General features: G+C 40.0%; 29 protein-coding genes and 7 pseudogenes. 13 read left to right on the plus strand and 23 right to left on the minus strand.

Features of this window, described 5'->3' with window-relative positions:
• Positions 1 to 71: 71 nt before the first annotated feature.
• Positions 72 to 305: a DUF1161 domain-containing protein gene (locus GKR74_RS15810; RefSeq protein WP_154604297.1), complete on the plus strand. Its 234-nt coding sequence runs from the start codon at positions 72 to 74 to the stop codon at positions 303 to 305.
• Positions 306 to 990: 685 nt separating this feature from the next.
• On the opposite strand, the gene GKR74_RS15815 is transcribed toward GKR74_RS15810, so the two are convergent.
• From GKR74_RS15815 to GKR74_RS15830, 4 genes and pseudogenes are all read right to left on the minus strand, one after another.
• Complete coding sequence (locus GKR74_RS15815) at positions 991 to 1,368, minus strand: hypothetical protein (protein WP_154604298.1); 378 nt, start codon at positions 1,366 to 1,368, stop codon at positions 991 to 993.
• 58 nt (positions 1,369 to 1,426) lie between these two features.
• The gene (locus GKR74_RS15820; protein WP_336431345.1) at positions 1,427 to 1,996 is read right to left on the minus strand and encodes a lysozyme; all 570 of its coding nucleotides are present in this window, start codon (positions 1,994 to 1,996) and stop codon (positions 1,427 to 1,429) included.
• Entirely contained in the window at positions 1,977 to 2,180 is a 204-nt protein-coding gene (locus GKR74_RS15825; protein WP_154604299.1) for a phage holin family protein, read from the minus strand. Before GKR74_RS15825 ends, GKR74_RS15820 begins: the two co-directional genes overlap by 20 nt.
• A gap of 68 nt (positions 2,181 to 2,248) precedes the next feature.
• Positions 2,249 to 2,488: pseudogene (locus GKR74_RS15830) on the minus strand (hypothetical protein); the annotation flags it as partial.
• A gap of 491 nt (positions 2,489 to 2,979) precedes the next feature.
• Between GKR74_RS15830 and GKR74_RS15835 the strand changes: the two are divergent.
• Positions 2,980 to 3,207 (plus strand): hypothetical protein, encoded by a 228-nt coding sequence (locus tag GKR74_RS15835; RefSeq protein ID WP_154604301.1) that lies wholly within the window; start codon positions 2,980 to 2,982, stop codon positions 3,205 to 3,207.
• On the opposite strand, the gene GKR74_RS15840 is transcribed toward GKR74_RS15835, so the two are convergent.
• The 15 genes and pseudogenes from GKR74_RS15840 to GKR74_RS15905 form a co-directional block, all read right to left on the minus strand.
• Positions 3,194 to 3,373, minus strand: coding sequence for a hypothetical protein (locus GKR74_RS15840; protein ID WP_154604302.1), 180 nt, complete (start codon positions 3,371 to 3,373; stop codon positions 3,194 to 3,196). The genes GKR74_RS15835 and GKR74_RS15840 overlap by 14 nt on opposite strands.
• A 107-nt stretch (positions 3,374 to 3,480) precedes the next feature.
• Positions 3,481 to 3,819 carry a hypothetical protein gene (locus GKR74_RS15845; protein ID WP_154604303.1) on the minus strand — a complete coding sequence of 113 codons (339 nt, stop codon included), beginning with the start codon at positions 3,817 to 3,819 and terminating at the stop codon, positions 3,481 to 3,483.
• An 8-nt stretch (positions 3,820 to 3,827) separates the two neighbouring features.
• The gene (locus GKR74_RS15850; RefSeq protein WP_154604304.1) at positions 3,828 to 4,148 is read right to left on the minus strand and encodes a hypothetical protein; all 321 of its coding nucleotides are present in this window, start codon (positions 4,146 to 4,148) and stop codon (positions 3,828 to 3,830) included.
• Positions 4,149 to 5,645: 1,497 nt separating this feature from the next.
• A complete protein-coding gene (locus GKR74_RS15855) occupies positions 5,646 to 6,041 on the minus strand; it encodes an antiterminator Q family protein (RefSeq protein WP_154604305.1) in 396 nt (131 codons plus the stop codon).
• 32 nt (positions 6,042 to 6,073) lie between these two features.
• Positions 6,074 to 6,616, minus strand: coding sequence for a DUF968 domain-containing protein (locus tag GKR74_RS18325; protein ID WP_154604306.1), 543 nt, complete (start codon positions 6,614 to 6,616; stop codon positions 6,074 to 6,076).
• Positions 6,595 to 7,419, minus strand: a pseudogene (locus GKR74_RS15865) (KilA-N domain-containing protein). Before GKR74_RS15865 ends, GKR74_RS18325 begins: the two are co-directional and overlap by 22 nt.
• Before the next feature lie 181 nt (positions 7,420 to 7,600).
• Positions 7,601 to 7,957: pseudogene (locus GKR74_RS15870) on the minus strand (RusA family crossover junction endodeoxyribonuclease); the annotation flags it as partial.
• Entirely contained in the window at positions 7,942 to 8,325 is a 384-nt protein-coding gene (locus GKR74_RS15875) for a hypothetical protein (protein ID WP_154604309.1), read from the minus strand. The pseudogene GKR74_RS15870 and the gene GKR74_RS15875, both read right to left, overlap by 16 nt.
• Positions 8,318 to 8,500: a hypothetical protein gene (locus GKR74_RS15880; protein WP_154604310.1), complete on the minus strand. Its 183-nt coding sequence runs from the start codon at positions 8,498 to 8,500 to the stop codon at positions 8,318 to 8,320. The genes GKR74_RS15875 and GKR74_RS15880 overlap by 8 nt, the downstream gene beginning before the upstream one ends.
• Positions 8,501 to 8,549: 49 nt before the next feature.
• A complete protein-coding gene (locus tag GKR74_RS15885) occupies positions 8,550 to 9,194 on the minus strand; it encodes a phage N-6-adenine-methyltransferase (protein WP_154604311.1) in 645 nt (214 codons plus the stop codon).
• Positions 9,194 to 9,442, minus strand: coding sequence for a hypothetical protein (locus GKR74_RS15890; RefSeq protein ID WP_230089172.1), 249 nt, complete (start codon positions 9,440 to 9,442; stop codon positions 9,194 to 9,196). Before GKR74_RS15890 ends, GKR74_RS15885 begins: the two co-directional genes overlap by 1 nt.
• Positions 9,423 to 10,568: pseudogene (locus tag GKR74_RS15895) on the minus strand (replication protein 15). Before GKR74_RS15895 ends, GKR74_RS15890 begins: the two are co-directional and overlap by 20 nt.
• Positions 10,565 to 10,732, minus strand: coding sequence for a hypothetical protein (locus GKR74_RS18255; RefSeq protein WP_179897968.1), 168 nt, complete (start codon positions 10,730 to 10,732; stop codon positions 10,565 to 10,567). The pseudogene GKR74_RS15895 and the gene GKR74_RS18255 overlap by 4 nt, the downstream one beginning before the upstream one ends.
• A gap of 73 nt (positions 10,733 to 10,805) precedes the next feature.
• Positions 10,806 to 11,273, minus strand: a pseudogene (locus GKR74_RS15900) (YmfL family putative regulatory protein).
• 57 nt (positions 11,274 to 11,330) lie between these two features.
• The gene (locus tag GKR74_RS15905) at positions 11,331 to 11,516 is read right to left on the minus strand and encodes a Cro/CI family transcriptional regulator (protein WP_036979515.1); all 186 of its coding nucleotides are present in this window, start codon (positions 11,514 to 11,516) and stop codon (positions 11,331 to 11,333) included.
• A 103-nt stretch (positions 11,517 to 11,619) separates the two neighbouring features.
• On the opposite strand from GKR74_RS15905, the gene GKR74_RS15910 reads away from it, so the two are divergent.
• The 11 genes from GKR74_RS15910 to cspD all read left to right on the plus strand — a co-directional run bounded on the left by GKR74_RS15910 (position 11,620) and on the right by cspD (position 17,680).
• Complete coding sequence (locus tag GKR74_RS15910; RefSeq protein WP_036979513.1) at positions 11,620 to 12,252, plus strand: LexA family protein; 633 nt, start codon at positions 11,620 to 11,622, stop codon at positions 12,250 to 12,252.
• A 132-nt stretch (positions 12,253 to 12,384) separates the two neighbouring features.
• A complete protein-coding gene (locus GKR74_RS18260; protein ID WP_195848778.1) occupies positions 12,385 to 12,561 on the plus strand; it encodes a hypothetical protein in 177 nt (58 codons plus the stop codon).
• 25 nt (positions 12,562 to 12,586) lie between these two features.
• Positions 12,587 to 12,772 carry a carbon storage regulator CsrA gene (gene csrA, locus GKR74_RS15915; protein WP_154604313.1) on the plus strand — a complete coding sequence of 62 codons (186 nt, stop codon included), beginning with the start codon at positions 12,587 to 12,589 and terminating at the stop codon, positions 12,770 to 12,772.
• 143 nt (positions 12,773 to 12,915) lie between these two features.
• A complete protein-coding gene (rdgC, locus tag GKR74_RS15920) occupies positions 12,916 to 13,818 on the plus strand; it encodes a recombination-associated protein RdgC (protein WP_154604314.1) in 903 nt (300 codons plus the stop codon).
• An 80-nt stretch (positions 13,819 to 13,898) separates the two neighbouring features.
• Positions 13,899 to 14,381: a hypothetical protein gene (locus GKR74_RS15925; RefSeq protein ID WP_154604315.1), complete on the plus strand. Its 483-nt coding sequence runs from the start codon at positions 13,899 to 13,901 to the stop codon at positions 14,379 to 14,381.
• Positions 14,382 to 14,383: 2 nt separating this feature from the next.
• Positions 14,384 to 14,587, plus strand: a complete 204-nt coding sequence (locus GKR74_RS15930; protein WP_230086469.1) for a hypothetical protein — start codon at positions 14,384 to 14,386, stop codon at positions 14,585 to 14,587.
• Between the two features lie 10 nt (positions 14,588 to 14,597).
• Positions 14,598 to 14,933 (plus strand): hypothetical protein, encoded by a 336-nt coding sequence (locus GKR74_RS15935; protein WP_154604316.1) that lies wholly within the window; start codon positions 14,598 to 14,600, stop codon positions 14,931 to 14,933.
• A 36-nt stretch (positions 14,934 to 14,969) separates the two neighbouring features.
• Complete coding sequence (locus tag GKR74_RS15940; RefSeq protein WP_154604317.1) at positions 14,970 to 15,767, plus strand: DNA adenine methylase; 798 nt, start codon at positions 14,970 to 14,972, stop codon at positions 15,765 to 15,767.
• Between the two features lie 29 nt (positions 15,768 to 15,796).
• Entirely contained in the window at positions 15,797 to 16,033 is a 237-nt protein-coding gene (locus GKR74_RS15945) for a hypothetical protein (RefSeq protein WP_006662242.1), read from the plus strand.
• Positions 16,023 to 17,156, plus strand: coding sequence for a site-specific integrase (locus tag GKR74_RS15950; RefSeq protein WP_154604318.1), 1,134 nt, complete (start codon positions 16,023 to 16,025; stop codon positions 17,154 to 17,156). The genes GKR74_RS15945 and GKR74_RS15950 overlap by 11 nt, the downstream gene beginning before the upstream one ends.
• A gap of 290 nt (positions 17,157 to 17,446) precedes the next feature.
• Positions 17,447 to 17,680, plus strand: a complete 234-nt coding sequence (cspD, locus tag GKR74_RS15955) for a cold shock domain-containing protein CspD (protein ID WP_154604319.1) — start codon at positions 17,447 to 17,449, stop codon at positions 17,678 to 17,680.
• Positions 17,681 to 17,802: 122 nt separating this feature from the next.
• Here the strand turns inward: cspD and GKR74_RS15960 are convergent, their stop codons facing one another.
• The 4 genes and pseudogenes from GKR74_RS15960 to GKR74_RS15975 all read right to left on the minus strand — a co-directional run bounded on the left by GKR74_RS15960 (position 17,803) and on the right by GKR74_RS15975 (position 21,891).
• Positions 17,803 to 18,735 carry a DUF1177 domain-containing protein gene (locus tag GKR74_RS15960; RefSeq protein ID WP_154604320.1) on the minus strand — a complete coding sequence of 311 codons (933 nt, stop codon included), beginning with the start codon at positions 18,733 to 18,735 and terminating at the stop codon, positions 17,803 to 17,805.
• A 222-nt stretch (positions 18,736 to 18,957) separates the two neighbouring features.
• A complete protein-coding gene (locus GKR74_RS15965; protein WP_154604321.1) occupies positions 18,958 to 19,704 on the minus strand; it encodes an IclR family transcriptional regulator in 747 nt (248 codons plus the stop codon).
• Positions 19,692 to 20,534: pseudogene (locus GKR74_RS15970) on the minus strand (nitrilase-related carbon-nitrogen hydrolase). The gene GKR74_RS15965 and the pseudogene GKR74_RS15970 overlap by 13 nt, the downstream one beginning before the upstream one ends.
• Positions 20,524 to 21,891 (minus strand): annotated as a pseudogene (locus GKR74_RS15975) (purine-cytosine permease family protein). Before GKR74_RS15975 ends, GKR74_RS15970 begins: the two co-directional pseudogenes overlap by 11 nt.
• Positions 21,892 to 22,277 lie beyond the last annotated feature (386 nt).

A 22,277-nucleotide genomic window follows, 5' to 3' on the forward strand; every position in this document is an offset into this window, starting at 1 on the left:
TTAAGTATACTCACAATGCTTCATAATAAATTTCTTTACTTACTTTTTAAAATTTAATTAAGGGCATAAAAATGCAAAGAAAAATCATTATTGCTGCGTTCGTTGCGCTACTTACTCCTGTTCTTGCAAATGCTTCATGCGAAGCTGTTGTTGAAGAGATTACGCAAAAAATCATTAACAATGGTGTGCCTGAAGAGAGCTTTACCATTACTGTCGTTTCAAATGAAGAAGCGGCTTCACAACAAGGTGCTGTTGTGGGTAACTGTTCTAATGAAACACAGAAAATTATTTATACAAAAAAATAATCCCTACCACACAGAGGGTTTGTAGCTAAGCCCTCACGCAATTATTCTAGTTGCAGAACGCAATGCTCATCAGAACCTGAATAAGCAATCAGACCTTCATATTGGATTAAGAAATAAATAGTGATACCATCTTATCGCCGGTCAAGGATGACTGGACCTACAATAATTATGAGTTTCTCTTGAACACTCCCCTTTTAATAGAAGGGGATTTTTTTTATCACTTCTGAATATATTCATACAACTCTTCACAGAATTGTTCTGTTTGTACGTAGATTTATTATATTAACTTGCTAATTTAAAATTACTTACTATGCTTTGCATGGATATCATATTAAATGTTAATACTGTTTTTTTAGCCCAAATCTCTGTGGGCTATTTTTTTGCCTATTAAAAAACCCCTAATCGGAAGCTCATATTTGTAATATCCGCTTGAGATTGCTACCTTTTGAAGGTTGTAGTCTTTCATGGTTAACGTATAGTGACGTCACATTCATAAACTATTATTCTCTACTTAGCCCCGATATCTGGGGCATTTTTATTTCTAATTGCCTCAATTTCTCGAATGGCTTCAAGCTGCGCATTCGCATTCTCTATCGTTCCTAGCAATAATCTGTTCCACAGTACAGACGCTTTGAATGATAGGGTTTTACCGTCACTGTCAGGCGGTAATGGCGGTACCACAGAATTAGTTAACGTCGAGGGTATTGGAACGCATTGCGCGCTCTCGTAGCTCGTTTGTATACTCGAACAAGCCATCAGTAACAAGCTGAGGCACAAGAGAATCACAAGAAGACTCTGCTTTGAGTATCGTTTTATATTCAATGATTTTCTCCTGTGCTTTCGCATCAGCTTGAATGCCGTTCCGGTATGCTGTTGTTGCTATCTGATTGAAGCGATTGAATTGAAATGACTGACGGGCAATGACTGCACTTTGTTTGATGTTATCTTGCTTTAATTTGTCGTTGTCGCTCTTAACTGCAGTGTTGTTATCATAAAGCGTTAATGCCAACCAGCTAACAGCAACTAACATTAAAAAAAGCCAAAACGAGTTATCTATCTTCATAATTTAACCTGCCGGGCTTTGTTGTAATTAACCGCACTTTGGCAGCGTTTTTCTAAACTTACCTTGTCAGTGCCACCGCAGGTATTGTCATTGAGTGCGTATACGCCAGCTGCCAAACAGACGGGGATTCCGATAATGAAAGCGGATACGCATAAGCAAACTTGCCATGGCATACGGCGTTTTCTATCTCTCTGCGTGTTATCAGGCCTTTCCACTCTTTACCCCCTGCGTATGTCCAGCGTTTAAGTTCGTTGCAAGCACCAGCGATATCACCTGCATTCAGTTTCTTTAGCATCGTAGAACGTGCAAAAGCACCTGTGCCCACGTTGTAAGCAAAGGAATAAATAGCGGCTCGGGTGTTATCGTCGATATCAACTTTAATTAGAGGATCCACGCCCTTTCTTACTTTGCTGAGGTCTTTTTCAAGCAAAGCTAAACATTCTGATTCTGTATATGTTTTTGTAGGAATAATGTCAGAACCCGTATGCCCAAAACAAACAGTAGTGACATTCACAACATCTTTATAAGGTTTGGTTTCCATCCCCTCAAAGTAAGCAATCATGCTTACAGTCAAAGCAACTAAGCCACCAGCGGCAGCCTTTTTGATTTTATTTGGTATTTTTGCCACTAGCCCCCCCTTCTCTTAATTTGAATTCTTTCCGCTTGTAGTACCAATTCACAGCAAAAGTGCCAACCGTACACAAAATACCTACGATTACAGCCCATTGATCTAGCGTGAAAATACCAAATATGGATGTTAGAACACCCCATATGATTGCAGCGGGGCTTGAATACTTTTCAGGCATACGCATATCCACCCCCTGCGGAGTGTTCCGATGTTGAGTTGATAAAAAAGCTGCATAAGCAGCTTATGTCAGTTTGATTTCAATCCCCGACTAATAACCCGGACTGTATCGCCAGTTACTGTCGTGATGTAGGCGTGGTCGGTTCGCTTGATATCAAATGAAGGAACAGAGTCCTTTGCGGTGTACTCCAGCCGAGCCACAATATCAGTATTTTCAGATACTGGATAAAACTCCAGCCGGTACATACTACCAATATGGTGAACTTCTTCGACTTTACGACCATTACGTTCTGTCATTAATTTAAGTGCGTACATAGTTATATTCCTTAGTTTTTAGACAACAAAAAAGGCCACCGAAGTGACCTTTAGTTAATTCACACTTAATAACTTAAGATGTATGACATTCTCTACTGCACCAATAACATCCATTTGCTGGGGTATATCCTAAGCTTCTCGCCATTTGAACCGCAGCCGTGCATGTATAGAAATTACCAAGAAGCCTTCTATTCAAGATTGTAGGCATATGACTACACCCATCTCTATGAACTTCGTAATCGCCTTGTGCATCTTTAGATGTGTGAACATAGTAATTCATGCATATCTCCTATTGTTGCGTACGCAAGGAAATAATACATGGAACAGTAAATAATACTTAAGCGAAATTCACATTTTTTACATTTAAAAGCCACCAGCAATAGCAGCTAGATTTAGATTAATGAATTTAATCAGTATTTGAGATAAGTTAGATGTTCAGCCCTATGTGACTTACCGAAGGGATGGCTGATTAACTTCGGAGTGAGATTTATATGGAAAATTACAGTCTTATTGGCATCCACGATTTATCACGTGTCTTTATTGCTAACCCTGTGCTGGGTATAAATTACGTTGTAAATGTGAGCCTGAGTGTAAATGGAATCACCACAATCATTGGTCTGGATGCAATATCACACGATATAAAAAACAAGACGCTGAGCGAGATAAGAGAAATAGCCTACAGTGAGTTTTTGAAGGGGCTTCCATCTACTTCAAAATAAGTAAACGAAGCTCATTTATAGCGTGATCATTAAACGTTTGAGCTTGAGAGGTTGCCGAAATTATTTGCAATGACTGTTTCTCAAGCTCTAAAACTTTATTACTGAGCAGCGCTACCCTCTCTTCCAGTGTTAATTGTTCATTATTAGGCTCTTTATTCTTCGACATAACAGTTCCTCTAAATGGAAAGCTACCAGCAAATTAACTTTACCGCAATTTAGTAAGTATATCTAACTAATGGCGTATACAAAAAAGCCGCACAAGGCGACTTTACTTTAACGTAAAACTAAGTTGGCAGCATAATCTCTATCTAGGAATACATCGCATTCTTTTTCAGGAAAATGACAGCGGACCATCACTTTTTTCCCTTTGTATGTTGATGTGTAAACATTAGTATATTTAGTGCTAAATACTCCGGATATACTTTTATCTTGATTAATCATGCTTTCATTTATGACAATGTCTTCATTGAATCTTATTTTTAAAGATCCGTTCGGCATATCAGCAGAAATTAGCATTTGCTCACCATCAATCGTTCTATATGGCTGCTTCGCGGTAAAGTTTGTACACCCAATAAGCAATAAAATGGAAAGAGATAATATAGAGAGTTTCATTTTATACCCTACCCACTACATTTTACTGCTTTTAGCCCTTCTAATTGAGTCAGGCGGGATTGAACTTTTTTTCTAGCATCCTCTTTTGCCATTCCATTGCCAATACCGAAATCACCAAGAAAGCCCAAAACTGTTTTTCCATCAAACTCACCCGTTCGTTCAATTTCATTGTGAACACCACGAGTCTTAGCAATCTCGATTTTAATATCATTACAAGTCATTACGGAAGATTCTTCTGGAGTTAATGATGCCGCTTGGGGGTACTGCTTTGTTGCGCAAGCAACAAGAAAAAACGATGGTAACATAGCAATTAGAAGTGACTTTCTCATGATTAAACACCTTTTACATTAATAAATTTTAAGTTTAATCACTAAGTAAATAGCCAATTCTTTTAATAACCAAATAAAATCAAGTATAATTATAAAATTACTTTATTATTTCTATGATAATAGATTAGCGTATAGGTATTTTGTAGTGTAAAAATTAGGCTTAATTAGCCCTAGAATATCCTTTGTCATATTACTCTCTTGACTACCTTAGCCAAAACGGAAATGCGATAAACAGCAACGCTAATACAGTTAATATCATGATTTTTTGAAGTGCGCTGAATATTGCCATGTATCATCATCCAATTTAATAGCCTTTTGTTGTTTAAATGTAGCTATTACCTGCATAATGTAAAGAAAATCACACATTAAAATTAATAACATGGAAAGTAAAATTCACAGTAAATATAAGATGAGCGCTAGACACAACACGATACATTTAAATGTTTATTGTTAATTTCACTTACATTTTATTTATATTTACACTACACTTAACACGCTAGACTGCTTTAAAGGGTGAAACAACACTTCCCCCTCATGTCCTAAATTAACTAGTTTTGTTGTAATTTCATGCCAAGCCTCTCTGCTTGGCTTTTTTTTGCCCAAAATTAATCCTTGAGCACATCAACACCCAAAAAATACCATTAGCCTCTTGAGTATCCGCTTAATTACTTCATTTTTGATACCCCAGAAAGCAAAAAACCCGCACAATTGCGAGGTTTCATTCTATAAGTTAGGTGACAACGTATTCACTCTTACCACACTAGCATCGATTTTGCGTAGCGTGCTAATATTTTTCACTATCTACCTTTTTGTTTCCGCAGAACTACTAATGCAAGTTAGTCCATTGTTAATACAGGTTAGTTAAGAAAACAGCAAACGGTCTCAACTTTACAAAATTATTTTTAGATTAATGTCAGTAAGTGAATATTTAACGAACTCGCACCCCGTGCGGCTTACCAAAATGATCAATTTTTATTATCAACTACTTATCCAGCAAAACAGCCTGATTCGCACACTTGATCAAATCAAACATTAACATTATCTTGATGTTGCTGTTAAAGAAAAAAGGCTAGAAAACAAATGCTTTCTAGCCTTTCCTCGGAGCCAACTAAAATTTATGACAAATTTAAATGTTGACTGTATTTCAAATTAGACACTTGTAATACTAAGCATCAATAAGTTCGTTGTAAAGGCTAGCTGGCAAACTTTACATTCTTAGGAATTTTAAAATGCTTAAAACGTTATTAAACAAGAGTATTTTAACAAAGTGCAGACTCGGCTTAAAACTTCGTAGCCTTAGCCTTTCACTCTCTGTTGAGCTAAAAGTAAATAAATAGCAATCCATAAAACCGGAAATAATAATTTATTTTCGGTTTTTTCCATGTTCACAATTATAAATAATAAAAACCCATTCAAGGGCAATAAACCATCCTATAAGCTAGGCTCCAAACGTTAACTCTTATCACATTAGCACCCAAAATTCGTAACGAAAAGTATTTAACTATCAATTGTTGATTTATTTGTCCATTCATCCATTTCCAAAACTGCACCAGACATAATTAAACAGGCATCAATAAAGGTTTCAGCTATCATAAGCTTTTGTCTAATTTTGCCTTCCGAACACTTCATGTCCCTTGCTATTGCTGATTTTGATATGTCCTTGATGTAATGTTTTTCTATCAGGTCATACTCATCTTTTTTACCAGCTTTAATTAGCTGCCCAACAGCTGAATCGATAAGTATTCCATCGTCATCGCAACAAGAAAGTCGCTCACCATTCACATTAGGGAGTAAGCCTTTAAACCCTGCAGCAATTGGTGAATAACCAACACGACTTTTACCTTCGGCAGCCCAACCACCCCAGCGCTCTAAAACTAACTGAATATCTCTCATGCAATAATCTCCACTGCGTTCCGCACAACACATTAACCGAATACGCCCAAACCGATTGAACGGTCGAGAAATTTAAATAACAAAACTAACTGGCTACCGTTTTCTTGTTCCCACTGCTTTGGATCTTTGTGTAACTCGCTGTGGTGAACTCGACATAATGGAATAGTGAACAAGTCATGGGCCTTTGTGCCTATGCCGCCCTGCCCGTGGCCGATAATGTGATGGGCATCATCAGCTGTGGCGCCACAAACACAACACGGCTGTGATTTAACCCATTGCAGATATCTCACACTCTCCCAGCGCTGAAGCTTTGGAAACTTCATAAAGCTTGCTGGTGGCTCAGGATCTACAGCTAAATCCAATACCTGCTTTATCTCTTCAATATCCTTTAACTCGTCGCTGAGGAATGATTGAGATAGAGAGATAGGCCCTGCTGATTTATCGCTTAACGATTCCGGTACCGGGATAATTAACATGCGACCAGTGAATTTATGCAGTTCGCTAACTCCTGGTCTGAATATCACAGCGCTAATTTCAGGTACAGGGATCGGCGTTAGTATCCATTGATTGCTCATGCAACTTTACCCACCATCATTAGTTTTACTAAATCAGCGCTTTTACTTTCGTAGAAGTGTGGCTGTGTTTCACGCGGGTTGTTAGGGCTAGTGATGTTTTTCCCGTAGATAAGTCCTTTAGATGTGATCGACCAGAAGTGTTTAGTTTTATCAATGCCTTTGGTGCTAGGGCGAGATTTTCGCTCCACCAGCCCTAATTCAGATAAGCGTTTATAAGCCGCTTGTGCGGAAATATTAAGTCCATTCTTACGGATAAATTCAGTTAGTGAATGCGTTGTACGGCTTGAGCCATCGACAGCATCGCTAGGAGCGTCAATTGCATAAGTAGGAGATAGATTAGGCAAGCCAGCCATTTGCTGTAGTTTTTGGTACCCGCCTAATTTTGACGAATTAGATAAGTTGAGAGTTTTAGCCATCGATTCCAGCAGGATGGTTCCCGCTTGAACTTTGTCACTTAATTTTGCTTGAATTCGTTGCTGGACAGTAGAATCGAAAGTACGAATGACTTTTAGGCTAAATGCCGGGCTGATCCACATGGCATATGCATAAACCAGCTCTTTACATGCATAAGAGCCTCGTTCAGAACCACCGTTAATAACTATAACAGGTTGATTTTCTTCCGATGACGGATTTCCGCCAGTGAATAACAATTCATTAATTAACGCTTTTGTTTGCTCATTATTCAGAAAATAGCTTGGTTTATGCTTGTTTTCACCACCAGCTGTACGATGTAAATCATTCAAGCAAAAACGACCGTTAAAATCTTGGCGTACACTAACGCCATCAATTACCAATTGGTTCATGATGTATTACTCCACAAATTGTTTAAATTCATTGAACCAGTGTCCGCATATCACTGGATCAACGTACAGGTTATTAGAATACATAGTTTGAGCCATATTGCACCAACAATTGAATTTTTGTTGTTAAGCTTTGAAGTGCTTTTAACTACGGGAATTCCCCGCAGTAACACAATCAAGGCTCAGGAATGACCGTTATTTCAAACCGACCGCCCTTTACTACCTCACACCACCATATATCTGCGTGTCTAACCTGCTTGTCATCTTTCCATACGTTCGCATAGGTAAGAGCATCAAATGGGGCTTTTAAAAAATTATCTATGTCTCTTCTGTGATTAGTTGGAGGGTACATCTTCACAATGACTGATACATCTTCTTCTATTGCCACAGGTCTTTTACGTAATTGCTGATACACCGCTGCTATTGCATTAGCCCGAAATGCGCGACCTTTTTCACTGATAATCATTGTGCCGCGAACAGTCCGCCAGCAAGCGTTAACACTTGGCGGAAATGGTAATGTTAAAGTTATAGATCCAGACATATTTGACCTCCACCTCGAATAGCAGATAGATGATTGCCTTTAGCTGAATTGAACTTAGCGTAGTGAGCTTGACGATAGACTTTGACCTGACCAATTTCATAAAAAATATAATGGCGCCCAAAACCTATTTCCTGACTTTCGCAAATAGGGCAATAATCAATTGATTCACAACCACCAGAGCGTCCCTTGCGCCAATGAAAATTGCCATGGAAGGTTGAACAACTTGCACACATAGGAGCATCGCAAGTGTAAGCCGATGAGAATCTGGATAATACGCCTCTATCATTTTTCTCACCGATGTAGCAAATAACCCCATCGCAATGCAAATCAGCATTGCCGCCACAGAACATGCATTTGTTGCTAGCCATTTGATACCACCTTATTCCAGATTCTTACGGCTTCTAGCTTGTCATTTATCGCTGGACCGTTGGCACCACAGCCGTGGCAATAAACATAAAACCAAGTTCGATACTCAAGAGTTTCGATGTGTAGATCTTCACTGCCACATTTACATTGATGGATTTCAGGCATATTGTCTTTCATGCTCGAACTCCTTTGATAAGCTCAATGCATCGAATGTATGTGCCATCCATTATGCTGCTACTCCCTTGGTTTTCGATAGCCACTGCACTTGTTCCAAAAAGACCCGTCCACGCTCCTCCAGCTCCTCACGCTGAATATAATCAAATGCCTTGCCAGTCCATGTTTTATCGAAAACGACTATTGCACCGGCAAAGAATGCACCACTTGGCTTCTGTTTATCACTAACTGGGTTAAACCATAGGGGGACATCGAAACCAATACGACCACGAATAAAGCAAACATGATCAGCATGCTCAGGCCACCATGTTTCACTAGTTGCAGCTTTTAGTAAAAACACATAGCGACCACCTTTCTCTCGCATCGTCATTGCATGATTCATAATGTGACCAACGCCAGTGATGGGCTGTTTTTCGTGATAGGAACTACGGGAATATGGCGGATTTCCAAAAGCAGCTCCGCCAACCTCTGCCAACTTAGCGGACCAGTCCTGCGTCAGTGCATTATCCTCTGCAGTATAGAAATAAGGGGCCTTGCTATTTTTTCCGTCAGTAAACAAATCCAGTTTGAAAATCCCGTATATTGAGCTAATTCCCCAATACAAAGCACTTGGTGTGCACCATTGATCACCAATTTCTTTCAGTTCATGGGTAGATCTGGTTTTAAGCTCGTTAAGCTTTGTGACGTATTCGCTCATTAAATAACACCTCTACTCTGGTATGCTTTCATATACAAACGAATACGGCAATAACGCTGCTGAACTTGAAAATAATCAACATAGTGGTTTAAATGCTTGTGTTTCCTGCAAATCACCAAGCCATCACGAGAATCATTCCAACAACTACGTAAGTCACGGATAGCAAGCGAACGGCACATCTGATGCAACATGGCAACGATGCAAAAAACGTTAGTGCCGTAGATTTTTTTAGCTTCACTGCGCATCATGCTGTCCCCCTAAGCGCTGTTCACATTCATTCCAAATACTTACCCATTTCTTTTGCGCCCAATCCGGTTGCATACGCTTAACACCCGCATTGCTTGCCTCTCTACAAACCAATATCTCCAGTTCCGATGGGTTTCTGATTGGCAACGACTGACTTAAAAAACGCTTGTAAGCTTTGTCGCATTCCGGATTGTGGGCTGCGGCTTGCTGTTTCGCAGTGTGTGGGCTTTCTTGGCTCTTAACTGTAAGGGTGTCAAAATGCTTGCGCAGGCTTTTCGTGCTTAAAATATTTTTGTGCCAAAAGGAATCTCGGCTAGCCCAGTCAAACAACGCACAGATTTGCTCATGTGTGCGACCATCAATTTCACGCATCAAGCGAATATCGTTAGCCCAGTCAAACCACTTAGGGGCTTTCTGAGTTGGGTTAATCACTTGAACCCGCTTAAACATCCACTGGGCTGTCTCTAAATCTTCAAGCGTTCCCCACAACTGGCCATTCGCACTCGATACCGCTGAACTTAAATTTTTATTAGAAATATCATTCTCAGCCGTGTCGCTGGATTCGTTAGAATTCTGCGACGAAGGGGTTTTATTGATCTGTAAGTTTTTATCTGAGTTAAGATCTGTATAAAGATAGGAATCCGCATTTTCGACGTTTCCATGATTCTGCATTTCTGCGGTTTCCATTCCGCATTTTCGACGATTGGAATCGTCACTTTCGACGTTTTCATTCCGCACTTTCGACGTTTCAGAAATTGATGGGAAAATCATTGAGATAAGCGCATTTCCATCTAATTTATAATGCGTCACCGGAGTGCCATTAACCTTTTTGGTTTTCGTTTCAATGATGCCGGGGAAGTATTTTTTACGCAGTTTATCCACCAATCGGCGTGATTGCTCTTCACCCGATAAGCCTTTAATCTCATCAGCCAGTTCCTCATGACTCTTATAAAACCAACCGTCGCCTGCACTGGATGAGATTCCAGACCAAAACACAAGTTGATTAAGCACAGCCGCTAACGCGTGAGCCTGCTGATCCCCTTTGAAGAACTCAAGATAAGGCACAGGAATAACAATTACGTTTTTATGTCCTGACATAGCCTGAACGATGTCAAATGTATTTGTCATGCCTTCACCTGCTTGCTTGCGTTAAAATCACCTACCAACCACTCAACAAACTTGTAGTTGGTTTCTTGGTAACCATTTGATAATTTAATCTCATAGACGAAACGGTTACCGCGCATTGATGCTCGTACTTGCGGACGACTCGTTAAATTTGCTAAGCTACTCATGCTAATTACTCCACAAATGTTTTTAGCGACCCCGACGCCTCGGACCGCATATCTGGGGCGTCAACCTTTCTAGCTATGCTCATCATTGTTTAATCCCATAAACGCTTTCTAAAGAACCCACGAAGCCCAACGCATAAGCAAAGACTTTCTCCATTTTTCGATAGATGGCTGTAATTTCATCTGGTGTTAAAACGCCGTCAGAAATACAGTCTTTGATTAAAACGCTTAACGCCCCCTGCATTGCACCCAAGCGCATTTGAATATCGAACAATTCAACCTTGTCTAAACTTTCAGCTTCAATTTTTACTGACGGGGTAATCCCGTGGCGTTCCATGTGATAAGCCACCAGCAGATCAGTACCGGATAACTCTTCAATCGCTTCCAGCTCATCAATTTCAAAAAAGCGACAGCCGTTTTTCTCATACAGCTTGTTGTTGAACGTTGTTTCAGAAATACCCAAAGCACCCGCCATCGCTGAACGACCACCGGGGAATGCCTTACACATCTCTTTCACGACTTCTTTTAGTGTTTGTTTGCACATATCTACAATTCCGTTGTTTTGTTTGTAGTTAACTCTGTTAGTTGGTTTTGGTACTTTTTAGTAAAGCGATGGATTAAATTTAAGTCTGCCTTTCGTTCTGTAATCAGCTTCAATGGCTCTACTTTTTGGTATCAATTGGTTTGGTCTTTTTTTCCATTGATAAAAAGCCTCTGGACTGATTTCGAAGAAATTTGCTGCCTTAATTCCGCTTCCAAAGTATTTTTCAACTTGATCTGTAGTCATATAACCCCCTTAACCCGAAGAATACTTAGATATTAAGGCCGAATTTTATGTTGGTCAATAAAAAATAAGATAACTTAGGTTTTAATGACTAATTGGAGATGTAATGGAGACTGTAGGAGAGCGGATTAAAAAAATGAGGAAAATATCTAAAACATCCCAGAAGGATTTAGGGGCGTTTTGTGGTGTTTCCGATGTGGCAGTTGGATACTGGGAAAGAGATCTTAACTTACCCAATGGCGATGCATTGATTAAATTAGCTAAATTCTTTAATACATCAGAGTCTTACATTCTGTATGGAATTCCAACTAGGGAATCTGATTCTGTAGTAACAACAATACAAAGAATCCCTGTTCTATCATATGTTCAAGCTGGGATGTTTACTGATTACCCACCAGAAGAAATTTTTAATGAAGATCTTGAATATGTTGAAACTAGTATAAAGGTTTCTCCAAAAGCATTTTCATTAATAGTAAAGGGCGACTCAATGACCAACCCTCTAGGTATGCCGTCAATACCAGAGGGTGCCCATATTATTGTAGACCCTAGCGTAGAGCCTATTAGCGGTAAATTTGTCGTTGCTAGGCTATCCGGTTCAAACGAAGTAACCGTTAAAAAGCTTGTTATTGATGGCCCAAGCAAGTTTTTATTACCTTTAAATCCTCGCTACCCAAGCATTCCCATCAATGGGAACTGTGAAATCGTTGGCGTTGTTAGAAGTGTTCAGTTCGAACTCTAACCCTTCCAAATAAAAACTCTAAGATTATTTAGATTTTGTATTGACACACTCCCTAAGCTGGATTAGATTTATATCGAAGACAACTTAGGAGGTGGTCATGCACACAAACCAATCGTTACTTTTAACAACCCAATGTCCACAGATGAAATTCATGCGTGGATTTTGGAGAAAGCTGCTGCACTTAAAAAACTTGAAAGCCTTAACGCTACCTACGCAGAACTCAAAGAAAAGCTGGTAAGAATCGAAGATGATATTTACGAGCAAACTGAGATCTGCAATGCAGGTCTAGGCCTACCAGCAAGCAACTAATCAACTATGTGGAGTAATTAGTGGAATGCTTATTTTAACTCGTCGTATCGGTGAAAGCGTTGTTATTGGTGATGATGTCAAAGTCACTGTTTTGGGAATTAAAGGATGCCAAGTGCGGATTGGTATTGAAGCACCAAAAGATACAAGTATTCATCGCGAAGAAATTTATCTTCGGATCCAAGCTGAAAATAATAATGCCGTTGCTAGTTAGTAGTTTTTGGCGGTGCCATGCCGCCTCTTTTTCTAAATATAAATAAGACCATTGGCGTCAGTCCATACGGGTAAATATGTACTTAATTACTGCCAGTGGTCTTATTTATATTGTGGAGTTAATTATTATGCGGAGATTAGCAAATGAAACGTTTTCCAATTAGCAGTGTAGTTGTATTTAAGGCTGAATTACCAAATGCTGAAGCGCTAGAAAATCATTTAAAAGAATTACCTTTTGTTGACATTCTTGAGTCACACTCTTTTAGTTATGGCTTTATTCCAAATAAAGTAACTGGTGAATTAGTCACACCAATTGAAGGTGGCTATATCATCAATTTCCGTATTGATGAAAAGATACTACCTAAAGCGGCTATCGCGTTCGAAATAAACAAACGCATTGAAAAACTGAAAGAACAAGGCATTACCGATTATCTTGTACCTGAAATAAAACGTATGGCTATAGATGAACTTCTAAAAATCGCATTAACAAAGACAAAGGTTATCACAGCGCTATACCATGTTTCCAAAGGATTCCTCTTCATATCAACAACAAGAAAACCAGATTATCAAGCACTGGTTGGTAGCTTAGTTAAGGTTTGTGGAACCGTAAAAACTGAAACATTTAACATCGATGATGCAAAAAACGGCATTACAACTCGACTATCAAACCACATTGATAATTTACCACCTGAAGAGTGTTTTGGTCATGACCTTCATCCTGGTAATTTCATTTTGCTACAACGTAAAGTTGATAAAAAGCTTGAAACTGTAAAATACGATGCTGAACTTAATCTAATTCGTGAACAAGTTAAAGATTCATTAGACAATCATTTCAAAGTTAGTCTAATTGAATTAAGCACATTTGATTTGATTTTCAAACTTACAGATAACTTTGACTTTAAGAATATTAATCCACTAGCAAAAATCGAATGTGTCGGTGATAAGGCATATCGATACAGACATACCAATGCAGTATTTATGTTTCATATGGTCAATACCATTGAGCTATTAATTGAATTATTAAAATACAAAGAAAAAACAGAATAACTATTTAGTCAACACCTAGGAATTTAATTCTCTTTATTAAGAGACAGACTCTTATTATCTAAATTTTGTGGAGTATTAATATGCAACTTAACCAAATTGGATTAATTTCCGCTATATCTACTGAAATAGAAAAACAAATACCCGGCACCCCTTCAGAACCTCGTTATATGAATGCCATTATTAATGCTGCTAATTTGATTTGTGATGAATTCAGAAAACCTATTGTTAAAACATCCAGTGGCATGGGCCTTACCGCTTGGTTATCGAGTGATGATACTGGGGCTAGTTCAAAATACATGGCTTCTATTCTTTCAGGTCAGTTTAGTGTTTCTCATAACTATCCTTGGGATCCGTCTGATTTTGGTCGCTGTATTCGATTACTGGAAGCGGTGCCTGAACTAGAAAGTGAATTACATAAAATGAAAGCATGTTCACCACAATGGTCTGCTGTAGTGGACAACTGGGATAAATGGAGCGAGCTCTATAAAGATCGCAATAGCAATAAACTTTATCAAGAAATGAAGTCTGCCTATAACTCTATTGAAGCAAGCAAAGGTATTTAATTATGTCTATTAAACCCGAATTTGATGCCGATTTGGAACTGGAAGAGATACATGAAAATCGTGCATCCGGGAAAGTTTATTCTGATAAAAAAAGACGCTTTCCTAATGGGTATCGAATTACAACATCTCCAGTAATCAATATTGATACCTATCTTGCTGATGGATATATCCAGACAGTTAATTCAGTTTACAGAATTGTTGTTTGAGGATAGCGATATGAGCATTAAGCAATTACAGCAACAAATTCATAAGCAAAATAAAGATGCTGGATGGTGGGACAACCCACGTGAAAAAGGGACGCTACTCTGCCTTATTCACTCTGAAATCAGCGAAGCGATGGAAGGTGAGCGCAAGGATTTAATGGACGACCATTTGCCACATCGAAGGATGGCTGAAGTTGAACTTGCTGATGCTGTTATTCGTATTTTGGATTACGCACATGCGTTCGGCTATGACATTGAAAGCGCCATCACTGAAAAGCTCGAATACAACAAACATCGTGCTGACCATAAACGTGAAAACAGAGCAAAAGAAGGCGGCAAGCAGTTCTAATTTAACTCGCAGGGATGCAATGAAGGAAAATTAATAATGGCAACCATTAAGCACCCACTCATTCGCTACCATGGCGGCAAGTATCGACTTGCCCCTTGGGTGATTAGTCACTTTCCAGATCATCGTTGTTATGTTGAGCCATTTGGCGGGGCTGCGTCAGTTCTTTTGCGTAAACCTCGATCGGAAGCTGAAGTTTATAACGATTTGGATGATGAAATAGTGAATCTGTTTCGCGTTCTACGTGATAAAGATCAGGCTGAAAAACTTATCGATGCTTGCTTATTAACGCCCTACTCACGAACTGAATTTAATTGTGCTTATGAGGTTTCTGATTGCTCTATTGAGCGAGCACGTAAAACTATTGTTCGCGCCACTATGGGGTTTGGTAGCGCCGGTGCAACGAAAGGTAAAACCGGTTTTAGATTAGACACTAAACGTAATTCCGCGACAGCACAAAAAATATGGACACGTGCACCTGAAAACCTACTCGCTGTAGTTGATAGATTGCAAGGGGTATTAATTGAAAATCGTGATGCTGTTCAATGCATGAAAGACCATGATACCACCAGCACCTTACATTTTATTGATCCGCCTTATCTACATGAAACAAGGAGCATGAGAAGCGAAACATATCGGTATGAAATGGATGAATGGGGCCACCAGCAATTAATTACAGTCGCTGGCCAGCTTCAAGGGAAAGTTATTATTTGTGGTTATGACAACGATCTATATAACGGCCAACTCTCGAGCTGGCGAAAAGAAGTAAAGACAACTGCAGCAAATGGCCACGCAGGTTCAGTAAAGCGTACCGAGTGTCTGTGGTTGAACTATTAAATCTGTATGCGGCAGATGTGGAGGTAATTATGTCTAGAATGGTATCTCTAGAAGCATGGGCAAAACTGGAATTCGGTGATGATGCGCCCAGCAAGCAAGTGTTATTGAAGTATGCGAAAGCGAACATGATGGTACCACCAGCCTTAAAAGTTGGTAAAAAATGGATGGTCGATCGTGATTCCCGCTGGGTGGGTATTGTTTCAAAACCTCAATTACCGAATTGCTCAAACGATAAACTTCAAAGGATATTATCTGATGGCAGCTAGACCCCGCGCTCATAAAATCACTATTCCAAATTTGTATCGGAAATTAGATAAACGAAACGGAAAGGTTTATTGGCAATATAAACACCCGTTAACTGGTAAGTTTCATAGCCTCGGCACGGACGCCGAGGAAGCAGAACAAGTAGCTACTCAAGCAAATGTGATCATAGCTGAACAGCAAACAAAGCAAATACTCAGCATCAATGACCGGCTTTCGAATATTAAAAATAAGAAGATCGGCATTAGCGTGTCTAATTGGATTGATAAATATTTAGAAATACAGCAAGAACGCATGGACCAAGACGAATTAAAACTAAACTCATACAAGCAAAAAATTAAGCCGCTAAATTTATTTAAACAGCACTGCGGGATGATGTCCTTAAAAGATATAACCGCGCTTGAGGTTGTTAAAATTACAGACGAAGTAAAAGCGCTTGGACATAATCGAATGGCTCAAGTAGTCAGATCCGTGATTGTTGATGTTTTTAAAGAAGCCCAGCATGTCGGCCATGTTCCTCCTGGTTATAACCCTGCCCTTGCAACTAAGAAACCTAGGAGCAAAGTGAAGCGTGAGCGCTTATCACTGGATGAATGGAAAGCCATCTATCAACAAGCAGCTATGCACCCTCATTACTTACAACATGGGATGCTGTTAGCCCTAATTACAGGTCAACGCCTTGGTGATATCACAAAAATGAAATTCTCTGATGTTTGGGATGGAATGCTGCATATTGAGCAAGAAAAAACAGGGACAAAAATTGCCATTCCATTAACGCTGAGGTGTGATGCCATAGAAATGACTCTTGGTGATGTGATCTCCATGTGTAGGGATCTTGTTGTTAGCCCTTACCTACTTCACCATCGCCATTCTATTGCTAGAGGTAAAAAAGGCGGGGCAATATCAAATACCTCATTAACGGCTGCGTTTAAAAATGCACGTAATAAATGCGGAATAACTTGGTCGAAAGGTGCTGAACCAACATTTCATGAACAGAGATCTCTTTCCGAAAGAGTATATAGAGAACAAGGATTAGACACGCAGCGATTACTTGGTCACAAGTCACAAACAATGACCGACCACTACAATGATGACCGAGGGAAAGAGTGGAAAACTGTCGTAATTTAACATTTCAAATTTTTAAATGTTTTGGGGAATTATTTTGGTGGAGTTTTGGGGAAGAAAATAATTGCTTATAAAACAATCGACAACATAACACCAATCTTTATATGTTTAGTCAGATAAAGAAAATCGAAAATAAAATTTCATAATATATACAATGCATTAGATTAATTAATAAAAATCAATCAAAATAAAACATTAGTTTAATTTAAGTGTAATGATAAAACGCTTCTGGTATACATATGTATTTTATGCATGTATATAAACAGTCAGTAGCAAACTTGAAGGACGGAAATATGAATACAGGTACGGTTAAGTGGTTCAATAATGCCAAAGGTTTTGGTTTTATTTGTCCAGAAGATGGCGGAGATGATGTATTTGCACATTATTCCACAATCCAAATGGATGGTTACCGGACTCTCAAAGCGGGTCAAAAGGTCAACTACACGCTTATGATTGATGGACCTAAAGGCGCTCATGCTACCGCCATTATTCCAATTATCGAAAGTAGTGAAGCAAAAGCAGAATAAGTTAGGGTAATAGAGCACAGTTAATTATTTTTAAGGGGTAAATAATTAACTGTGGCTATTTCAAATTAGCGATATTTTAGGTTAATAACACTCTAAATTAAGACAGTCTGCAACAAATATTATTACTCATCCGTTGCCTGCAAATGATGCATATCACCATACAATTCAGTTAATAGCTGATATTGCTCTTCATCATAGAACGCGCATTGGCCTTCGCCGAAAGCTTTTGCGACTTCAATCATGAATTTCACAGTCGCGGCAATGTCCACTTCATGGCTAGCTCCCGTTGAGCAACCCGGCACAACAGTTTCAGTGCAAATTGCGACACCAACGACCGGAACTGTTGTTGAAACCGCTGGCTGCATAATACTATTGAGGTGATGAAGCCCATTGCCATAAGGCGTGATATCTTGGATAGATAACGGGAAAGTCACCGCATTTTGTCCGCTACTCCACTCCATTAAACGCAATAGATCCTCAGAAACAGGTAGGATATATCCCGATTTAACCGTCGGTGATAGCGCATAACCTTTATGGTTAATTAAGCGATTTCCTTTGGTGGTATCCACCGATAAAATGGCATCCGCTTCTGGGATCCCTTCATGAAGATTCATCGTAGCGTCTTCAAGGGGTGAATCCATAAAATCGACTGGCGTATGCGGACGAGTTGGCGCGTTTGGGCAGATATGCGTTGTAATGATCACATCCCCTTGTAATGCGTCCCCTCTTTGCTGCATTTGAGCCAACTTTAATCCCGTTGTGATGGCAGCAATTGCGCCATCCGCATCAGAAACAACCCCAATGCGCGAAGGTCTTGCACCCAAACCACCTAAACGCCCGATGATCCCTAGCGTTGGTGCATTCTTACCTTGGGACTTGCCTTGTATGCCTGGAATGGTGATTCTGACGAAATCGCTTTGGCCTTTTTGATCGACTACAGTCGTTGAAATGACTTGAACTGCGGGGAAATCCTGGAACAACTGAACAACATCATGCCCACTAACATTCGCACAATCGAGCAGCTCATAAACGCACAAAGTTTGCTTTAGAGTCATTGTACTTCCTTTAATTCTAATTATTTTTTTTAGAGTTTTAGAGTAAACGGGCACCAAAGGAGCACCCGCTTACTCTGAATACCCCTTAACTAAAGACAAAGGGTATATTTCCTGATGAAGGCGTATTCACGCACTTTGAATGGTATTTAATTATTATTTACTGCAACTACTCATTACTGAACTTTTACTGCTGATACTGCTTTATATCACAAGGTTTTTTGACTACTTGGTACTACGCTCTAACCAGTAAGGGTCCCCAACCATACATCCTAGGTAAGAAGCCTTACGGTAAAGATCTTGGGACAGCTGCACGATAATCTCATCGGTCATTTGTGACTCTGGGAGACTCAAACACAACGCATATAATGTATTTTGTGAAGGGTCATATACTGTACTGGATACAGAGGCGACACCGGCAACTGACTCATTGACTGAAAACTCCCAACCGCGTTCATTGATCACGCTAATGCGCTCATTTAAACTGGCTCGAGACTCTTCAGGCTCTAAATTAATTAAGTTTATGCGCTCACTTATCGGCAATCGTGCTAATAATGCGCGTCCCGTTGATGTACCGCCAATAGGTAAACGCGTTCCAGGCTGCGTAATCACTTGCAGCATACTGTTACCAATTCTGGCATGAACAACACGGACTTTGTCTTCATCTAACGCAGAGACATAACTGGTAAACCCAGTATCTTTCGTCAAACTGTCTAACGCTTCTAACGCCATATCAATTAAATGGTTCATGCCACGAGCTCGGTGGGCAATCTCCATAATCAACAAACCTGGACGATAAATCGGCGCGTTATTTTTCTTTTCGAGCAACCCAAGTTCTGCCATCTGCTTTAGCAGACGTGAAGCAGAGCTTTTCGGCATCGATAATTCATTGACCAACGTGGTGACCGTTAACTCATTACCTGAGCGTAAAAATAAGCGATACACGTCGACAACACTTGTTAAAATACTCATACCTGAGTTTCCTGCACCAGCAAGCCATAATCCAGAGGCTTTCTATCCCTTAAATAAGGCACATTTAAACGCGTATGCGCCTGAAGACGAAAATCAATCTCACCAACTAACAACTGTTCTTGTTCGCAAGATGCCTCACACAAAACTTGCCCACGCGGGCCCATAATTTTACTGCCACCAAATAGGTGTAAATCTTCTTCATGCCCCCAGCGATTCACCGCTAGAAGATGCGTGCCATTCTCTAAAGCACGACACGCTGTATTGATATTCCACATATCTCGGTCTTGAATACACCACGCAGAAGGTGCAATTAGCAATTCAGCGCCTTGCAGAGTGAGGATCCGCGCCACTTCAGGGAAGCCCATGTCGTAGCAAATCATCACACCAATTTTGCCGATTGGCGTATCAAACACGGGGAAAGTATCCCCGCTTTTGAACCACTGCTTTTCAATACCAAACGCATGTACTTTACGAAATACGCCGCTGATATTCTCACAACCCGGATTCCAAACGCCTACAGAGTTATATACTTCACCAAGACGTTCACCGCGCTCAGCAAATCCCGCCACAATAGTGATATCTAGACGGGAAGCTAATTGGCTAAATAGGCAGTATGTTTCACTGCCATCAAAATCACTAAGATCCCATAACTGAGTGGAGAGTAGATCACCCCGATAGCCCGTTGTCGACAGCTCTGGGAAACAGATTAACTTAGCGCCTTGAGATGCCGCCTGCTCGCACAGTTGCGCCATACGCTGCAAGTTACCTATTTTATTCCCTAGTTCAGAATCAAACTGAGCCAGAGCTACTTTCACTTGGTTATCGGTCATCTATCTGTCCTCAATCTAAATGAGAAACTTGGCGGAAGTGAGTGCCTTTCTCGCCTCGGAATGCCGCTAATAAGCGCATACCAACCCAATAAGCCACTGCACCAACCAGTAAAGAGTTCAACGCTGGAACGCCAATATCTGCACCAAAAGGCCCCAGAGCAGAGGTGCCCCAACCGACGACAACCGCACAACACCATGCAACTAAAGTCACAGGGTTATACGCTTCACAGCGAGTTGGTAAAATGCCTTGTTCTCGGGTGATATCCAGCTCTTTTCTGTCACGTTTTAACAAGTAATAATCAACAACCATAATACCCGCGACAGGCGGAATCGAAATACCAAGATAAATTAAGAAACTAATAAAGTTATCTAAGATGCCTAACATGGAAGCTACGGTACCAAAAATACCAATAATCCATGTTAAATAACGGCGGTCAAAACGCTTATTAAAAATAGCGTTCAACAGTGTGGAGAAGCCGAGTGATGAAGAGTAGAGATTGATATCATTCATTTTAATTGTTGAGAAGATAACAATCGATGCACCTAGCAACCCAGTTAACGCCATCATCAAATCAAAAACTTGGCTTGTACGTAATGCTAAAGCCATTAATACCGCAATCATGTTGACGAAAAGCTCGCCACAGAATGTTCCAATCAATGTCATCCAGAACACATCTTTCGGCTTATGCATAAAGCGGCTGATGTCTGGTGTTGTTACAGCAGAGATGATAAAACCACCCGCAACCATCGTAATTGCAGCTGGCATTGTCATTAAAGGCCCGGCAGGTTCAGTGGCATTAATTAATAAACTAATGTCCTGTCCCGATAATAAATTATAAGTTGCCCAACCTAGTGCGAATAAAAATAGCGGTGTTGAAATATTCGCGGTAATAGATAAAAAGCGATACCCATATACCGTAATAATTGTCACCGCAATGCCTGTAATAAGCGACCAGGTCCCTGGTGTTAGCACGTTAGTCGCTTTATACATACCATCCGCGAAGAAACCATTTTGGACACCGAACCAACCCATTAAGGAGATAGCAATGGCTCCTCCAATTAATGCGGATCCTAGTTTTCCAAAACCAGACCACCGAGACAGTAGACTGATTGACATTCCTTCACGGCAAGCTGCCGCTCCGAGCCCCCAACTGACGACCTGTAAAATTACAGAACCGAGCATTGTGGCCCAAAACGCCTGCCAAAACGTTAATCCATAACCAAGCGCTGCACCTAGCATCACTTGCGAAACGCAAGCGAGTGAACCGATACGGAGGATCAACACTTCATAAAACGGTCGACGAGCACTTTGCGGTACCCGCGCCAGAGAATAATCTTCACCTGCTTTATTTGCCATTTTTTATGCCTGCTGTGTATGAGTCTTTACTTGTGATTTTTGGCTTTTCGCTAAAGTTCCATTTAATGGAACTAGGTTTCATTTATTCTACAAGACGAATAATATCCACGATCGGTACCAAATCGCAAGTAGAATTTACCTTTTTGATAGCTTTTTTATTATCGGTTATTTAAATAGGAGGAGAAATAGGAGGGAGTAAAAACAAAATAAGCTGTAAATTAATAGGTTAAAAATTCCGCATTTGATTAGAGAAACTTCATAAAATGAGTTATCAGCTATAGATAATTCTGATTTAGACACACCAATATGGAGTAAATTATCTTTTCATTGCAGTTAATCGCACAAAATATTCGACCTAAACAGCCATTCACCGATTATTTTATTTA

This window comes from Providencia sp. wls1914, from assembly GCF_009706645.1.
GTDB classification, from domain to species: Bacteria; Pseudomonadota; Gammaproteobacteria; order Enterobacterales; family Enterobacteriaceae; genus Providencia; species Providencia zhijiangensis.

Bases quoted from the DNA above. Each gene is read 5' to 3' on its own strand.
- GKR74_RS15890 (WP_230089172.1), bottom strand. From the start codon at position 9,442: ATGATGCGCAGTGAAGCTAAAAAAATCTACGGCACTAACGTTTTTTGC.
- GKR74_RS15850 (WP_154604304.1), bottom strand. From the start codon at position 4,148: ATGAGAAAGTCACTTCTAATTGCTATGTTACCATCGTTTTTTCTTGTT.
- csrA (WP_154604313.1), top strand. From the start codon at position 12,587: ATGCTTATTTTAACTCGTCGTATCGGTGAAAGCGTTGTTATTGGTGAT.
- GKR74_RS15910 (WP_036979513.1), top strand. From the start codon at position 11,620: ATGGAGACTGTAGGAGAGCGGATTAAAAAAATGAGGAAAATATCTAAA.
- GKR74_RS15945 (WP_006662242.1), top strand. From the start codon at position 15,797: ATGTCTAGAATGGTATCTCTAGAAGCATGGGCAAAACTGGAATTCGGT.
- GKR74_RS15965 (WP_154604321.1), bottom strand. From the start codon at position 19,704: ATGAGTATTTTAACAAGTGTTGTCGACGTGTATCGCTTATTTTTACGC.
- GKR74_RS15940 (WP_154604317.1), top strand. From the start codon at position 14,970: ATGGCAACCATTAAGCACCCACTCATTCGCTACCATGGCGGCAAGTAT.
- GKR74_RS15885 (WP_154604311.1), bottom strand. From the start codon at position 9,194: ATGAGCGAATACGTCACAAAGCTTAACGAGCTTAAAACCAGATCTACC.
- GKR74_RS18260 (WP_195848778.1), top strand. From the start codon at position 12,385: ATGTCCACAGATGAAATTCATGCGTGGATTTTGGAGAAAGCTGCTGCA.
- GKR74_RS15935 (WP_154604316.1), top strand. From the start codon at position 14,598: ATGAGCATTAAGCAATTACAGCAACAAATTCATAAGCAAAATAAAGAT.
- GKR74_RS15845 (WP_154604303.1), bottom strand. From the start codon at position 3,819: ATGAAACTCTCTATATTATCTCTTTCCATTTTATTGCTTATTGGGTGT.
- cspD (WP_154604319.1), top strand. From the start codon at position 17,447: ATGAATACAGGTACGGTTAAGTGGTTCAATAATGCCAAAGGTTTTGGT.
- GKR74_RS18255 (WP_179897968.1), bottom strand. From the start codon at position 10,732: ATGAGTAGCTTAGCAAATTTAACGAGTCGTCCGCAAGTACGAGCATCA.
- rdgC (WP_154604314.1), top strand. From the start codon at position 12,916: ATGAAACGTTTTCCAATTAGCAGTGTAGTTGTATTTAAGGCTGAATTA.
- GKR74_RS15855 (WP_154604305.1), bottom strand. From the start codon at position 6,041: ATGAGAGATATTCAGTTAGTTTTAGAGCGCTGGGGTGGTTGGGCTGCC.
- GKR74_RS15840 (WP_154604302.1), bottom strand. From the start codon at position 3,373: ATGTCGAAGAATAAAGAGCCTAATAATGAACAATTAACACTGGAAGAG.
- GKR74_RS15930 (WP_230086469.1), top strand. From the start codon at position 14,384: ATGTCTATTAAACCCGAATTTGATGCCGATTTGGAACTGGAAGAGATA.
- GKR74_RS15825 (WP_154604299.1), bottom strand. From the start codon at position 2,180: ATGCGTATGCCTGAAAAGTATTCAAGCCCCGCTGCAATCATATGGGGT.
- GKR74_RS15835 (WP_154604301.1), top strand. From the start codon at position 2,980: ATGGAAAATTACAGTCTTATTGGCATCCACGATTTATCACGTGTCTTT.
- GKR74_RS15925 (WP_154604315.1), top strand. From the start codon at position 13,899: ATGCAACTTAACCAAATTGGATTAATTTCCGCTATATCTACTGAAATA.
- GKR74_RS15950 (WP_154604318.1), top strand. From the start codon at position 16,023: ATGGCAGCTAGACCCCGCGCTCATAAAATCACTATTCCAAATTTGTAT.
- GKR74_RS15810 (WP_154604297.1), top strand. From the start codon at position 72: ATGCAAAGAAAAATCATTATTGCTGCGTTCGTTGCGCTACTTACTCCT.
- GKR74_RS15815 (WP_154604298.1), bottom strand. From the start codon at position 1,368: ATGAAGATAGATAACTCGTTTTGGCTTTTTTTAATGTTAGTTGCTGTT.
- GKR74_RS15960 (WP_154604320.1), bottom strand. From the start codon at position 18,735: ATGACTCTAAAGCAAACTTTGTGCGTTTATGAGCTGCTCGATTGTGCG.
- GKR74_RS15905 (WP_036979515.1), bottom strand. From the start codon at position 11,516: ATGACTACAGATCAAGTTGAAAAATACTTTGGAAGCGGAATTAAGGCA.
- GKR74_RS15880 (WP_154604310.1), bottom strand. From the start codon at position 8,500: ATGAAAGACAATATGCCTGAAATCCATCAATGTAAATGTGGCAGTGAA.
- GKR74_RS18325 (WP_154604306.1), bottom strand. From the start codon at position 6,616: ATGAGCAATCAATGGATACTAACGCCGATCCCTGTACCTGAAATTAGC.
- GKR74_RS15875 (WP_154604309.1), bottom strand. From the start codon at position 8,325: ATGGCTAGCAACAAATGCATGTTCTGTGGCGGCAATGCTGATTTGCAT.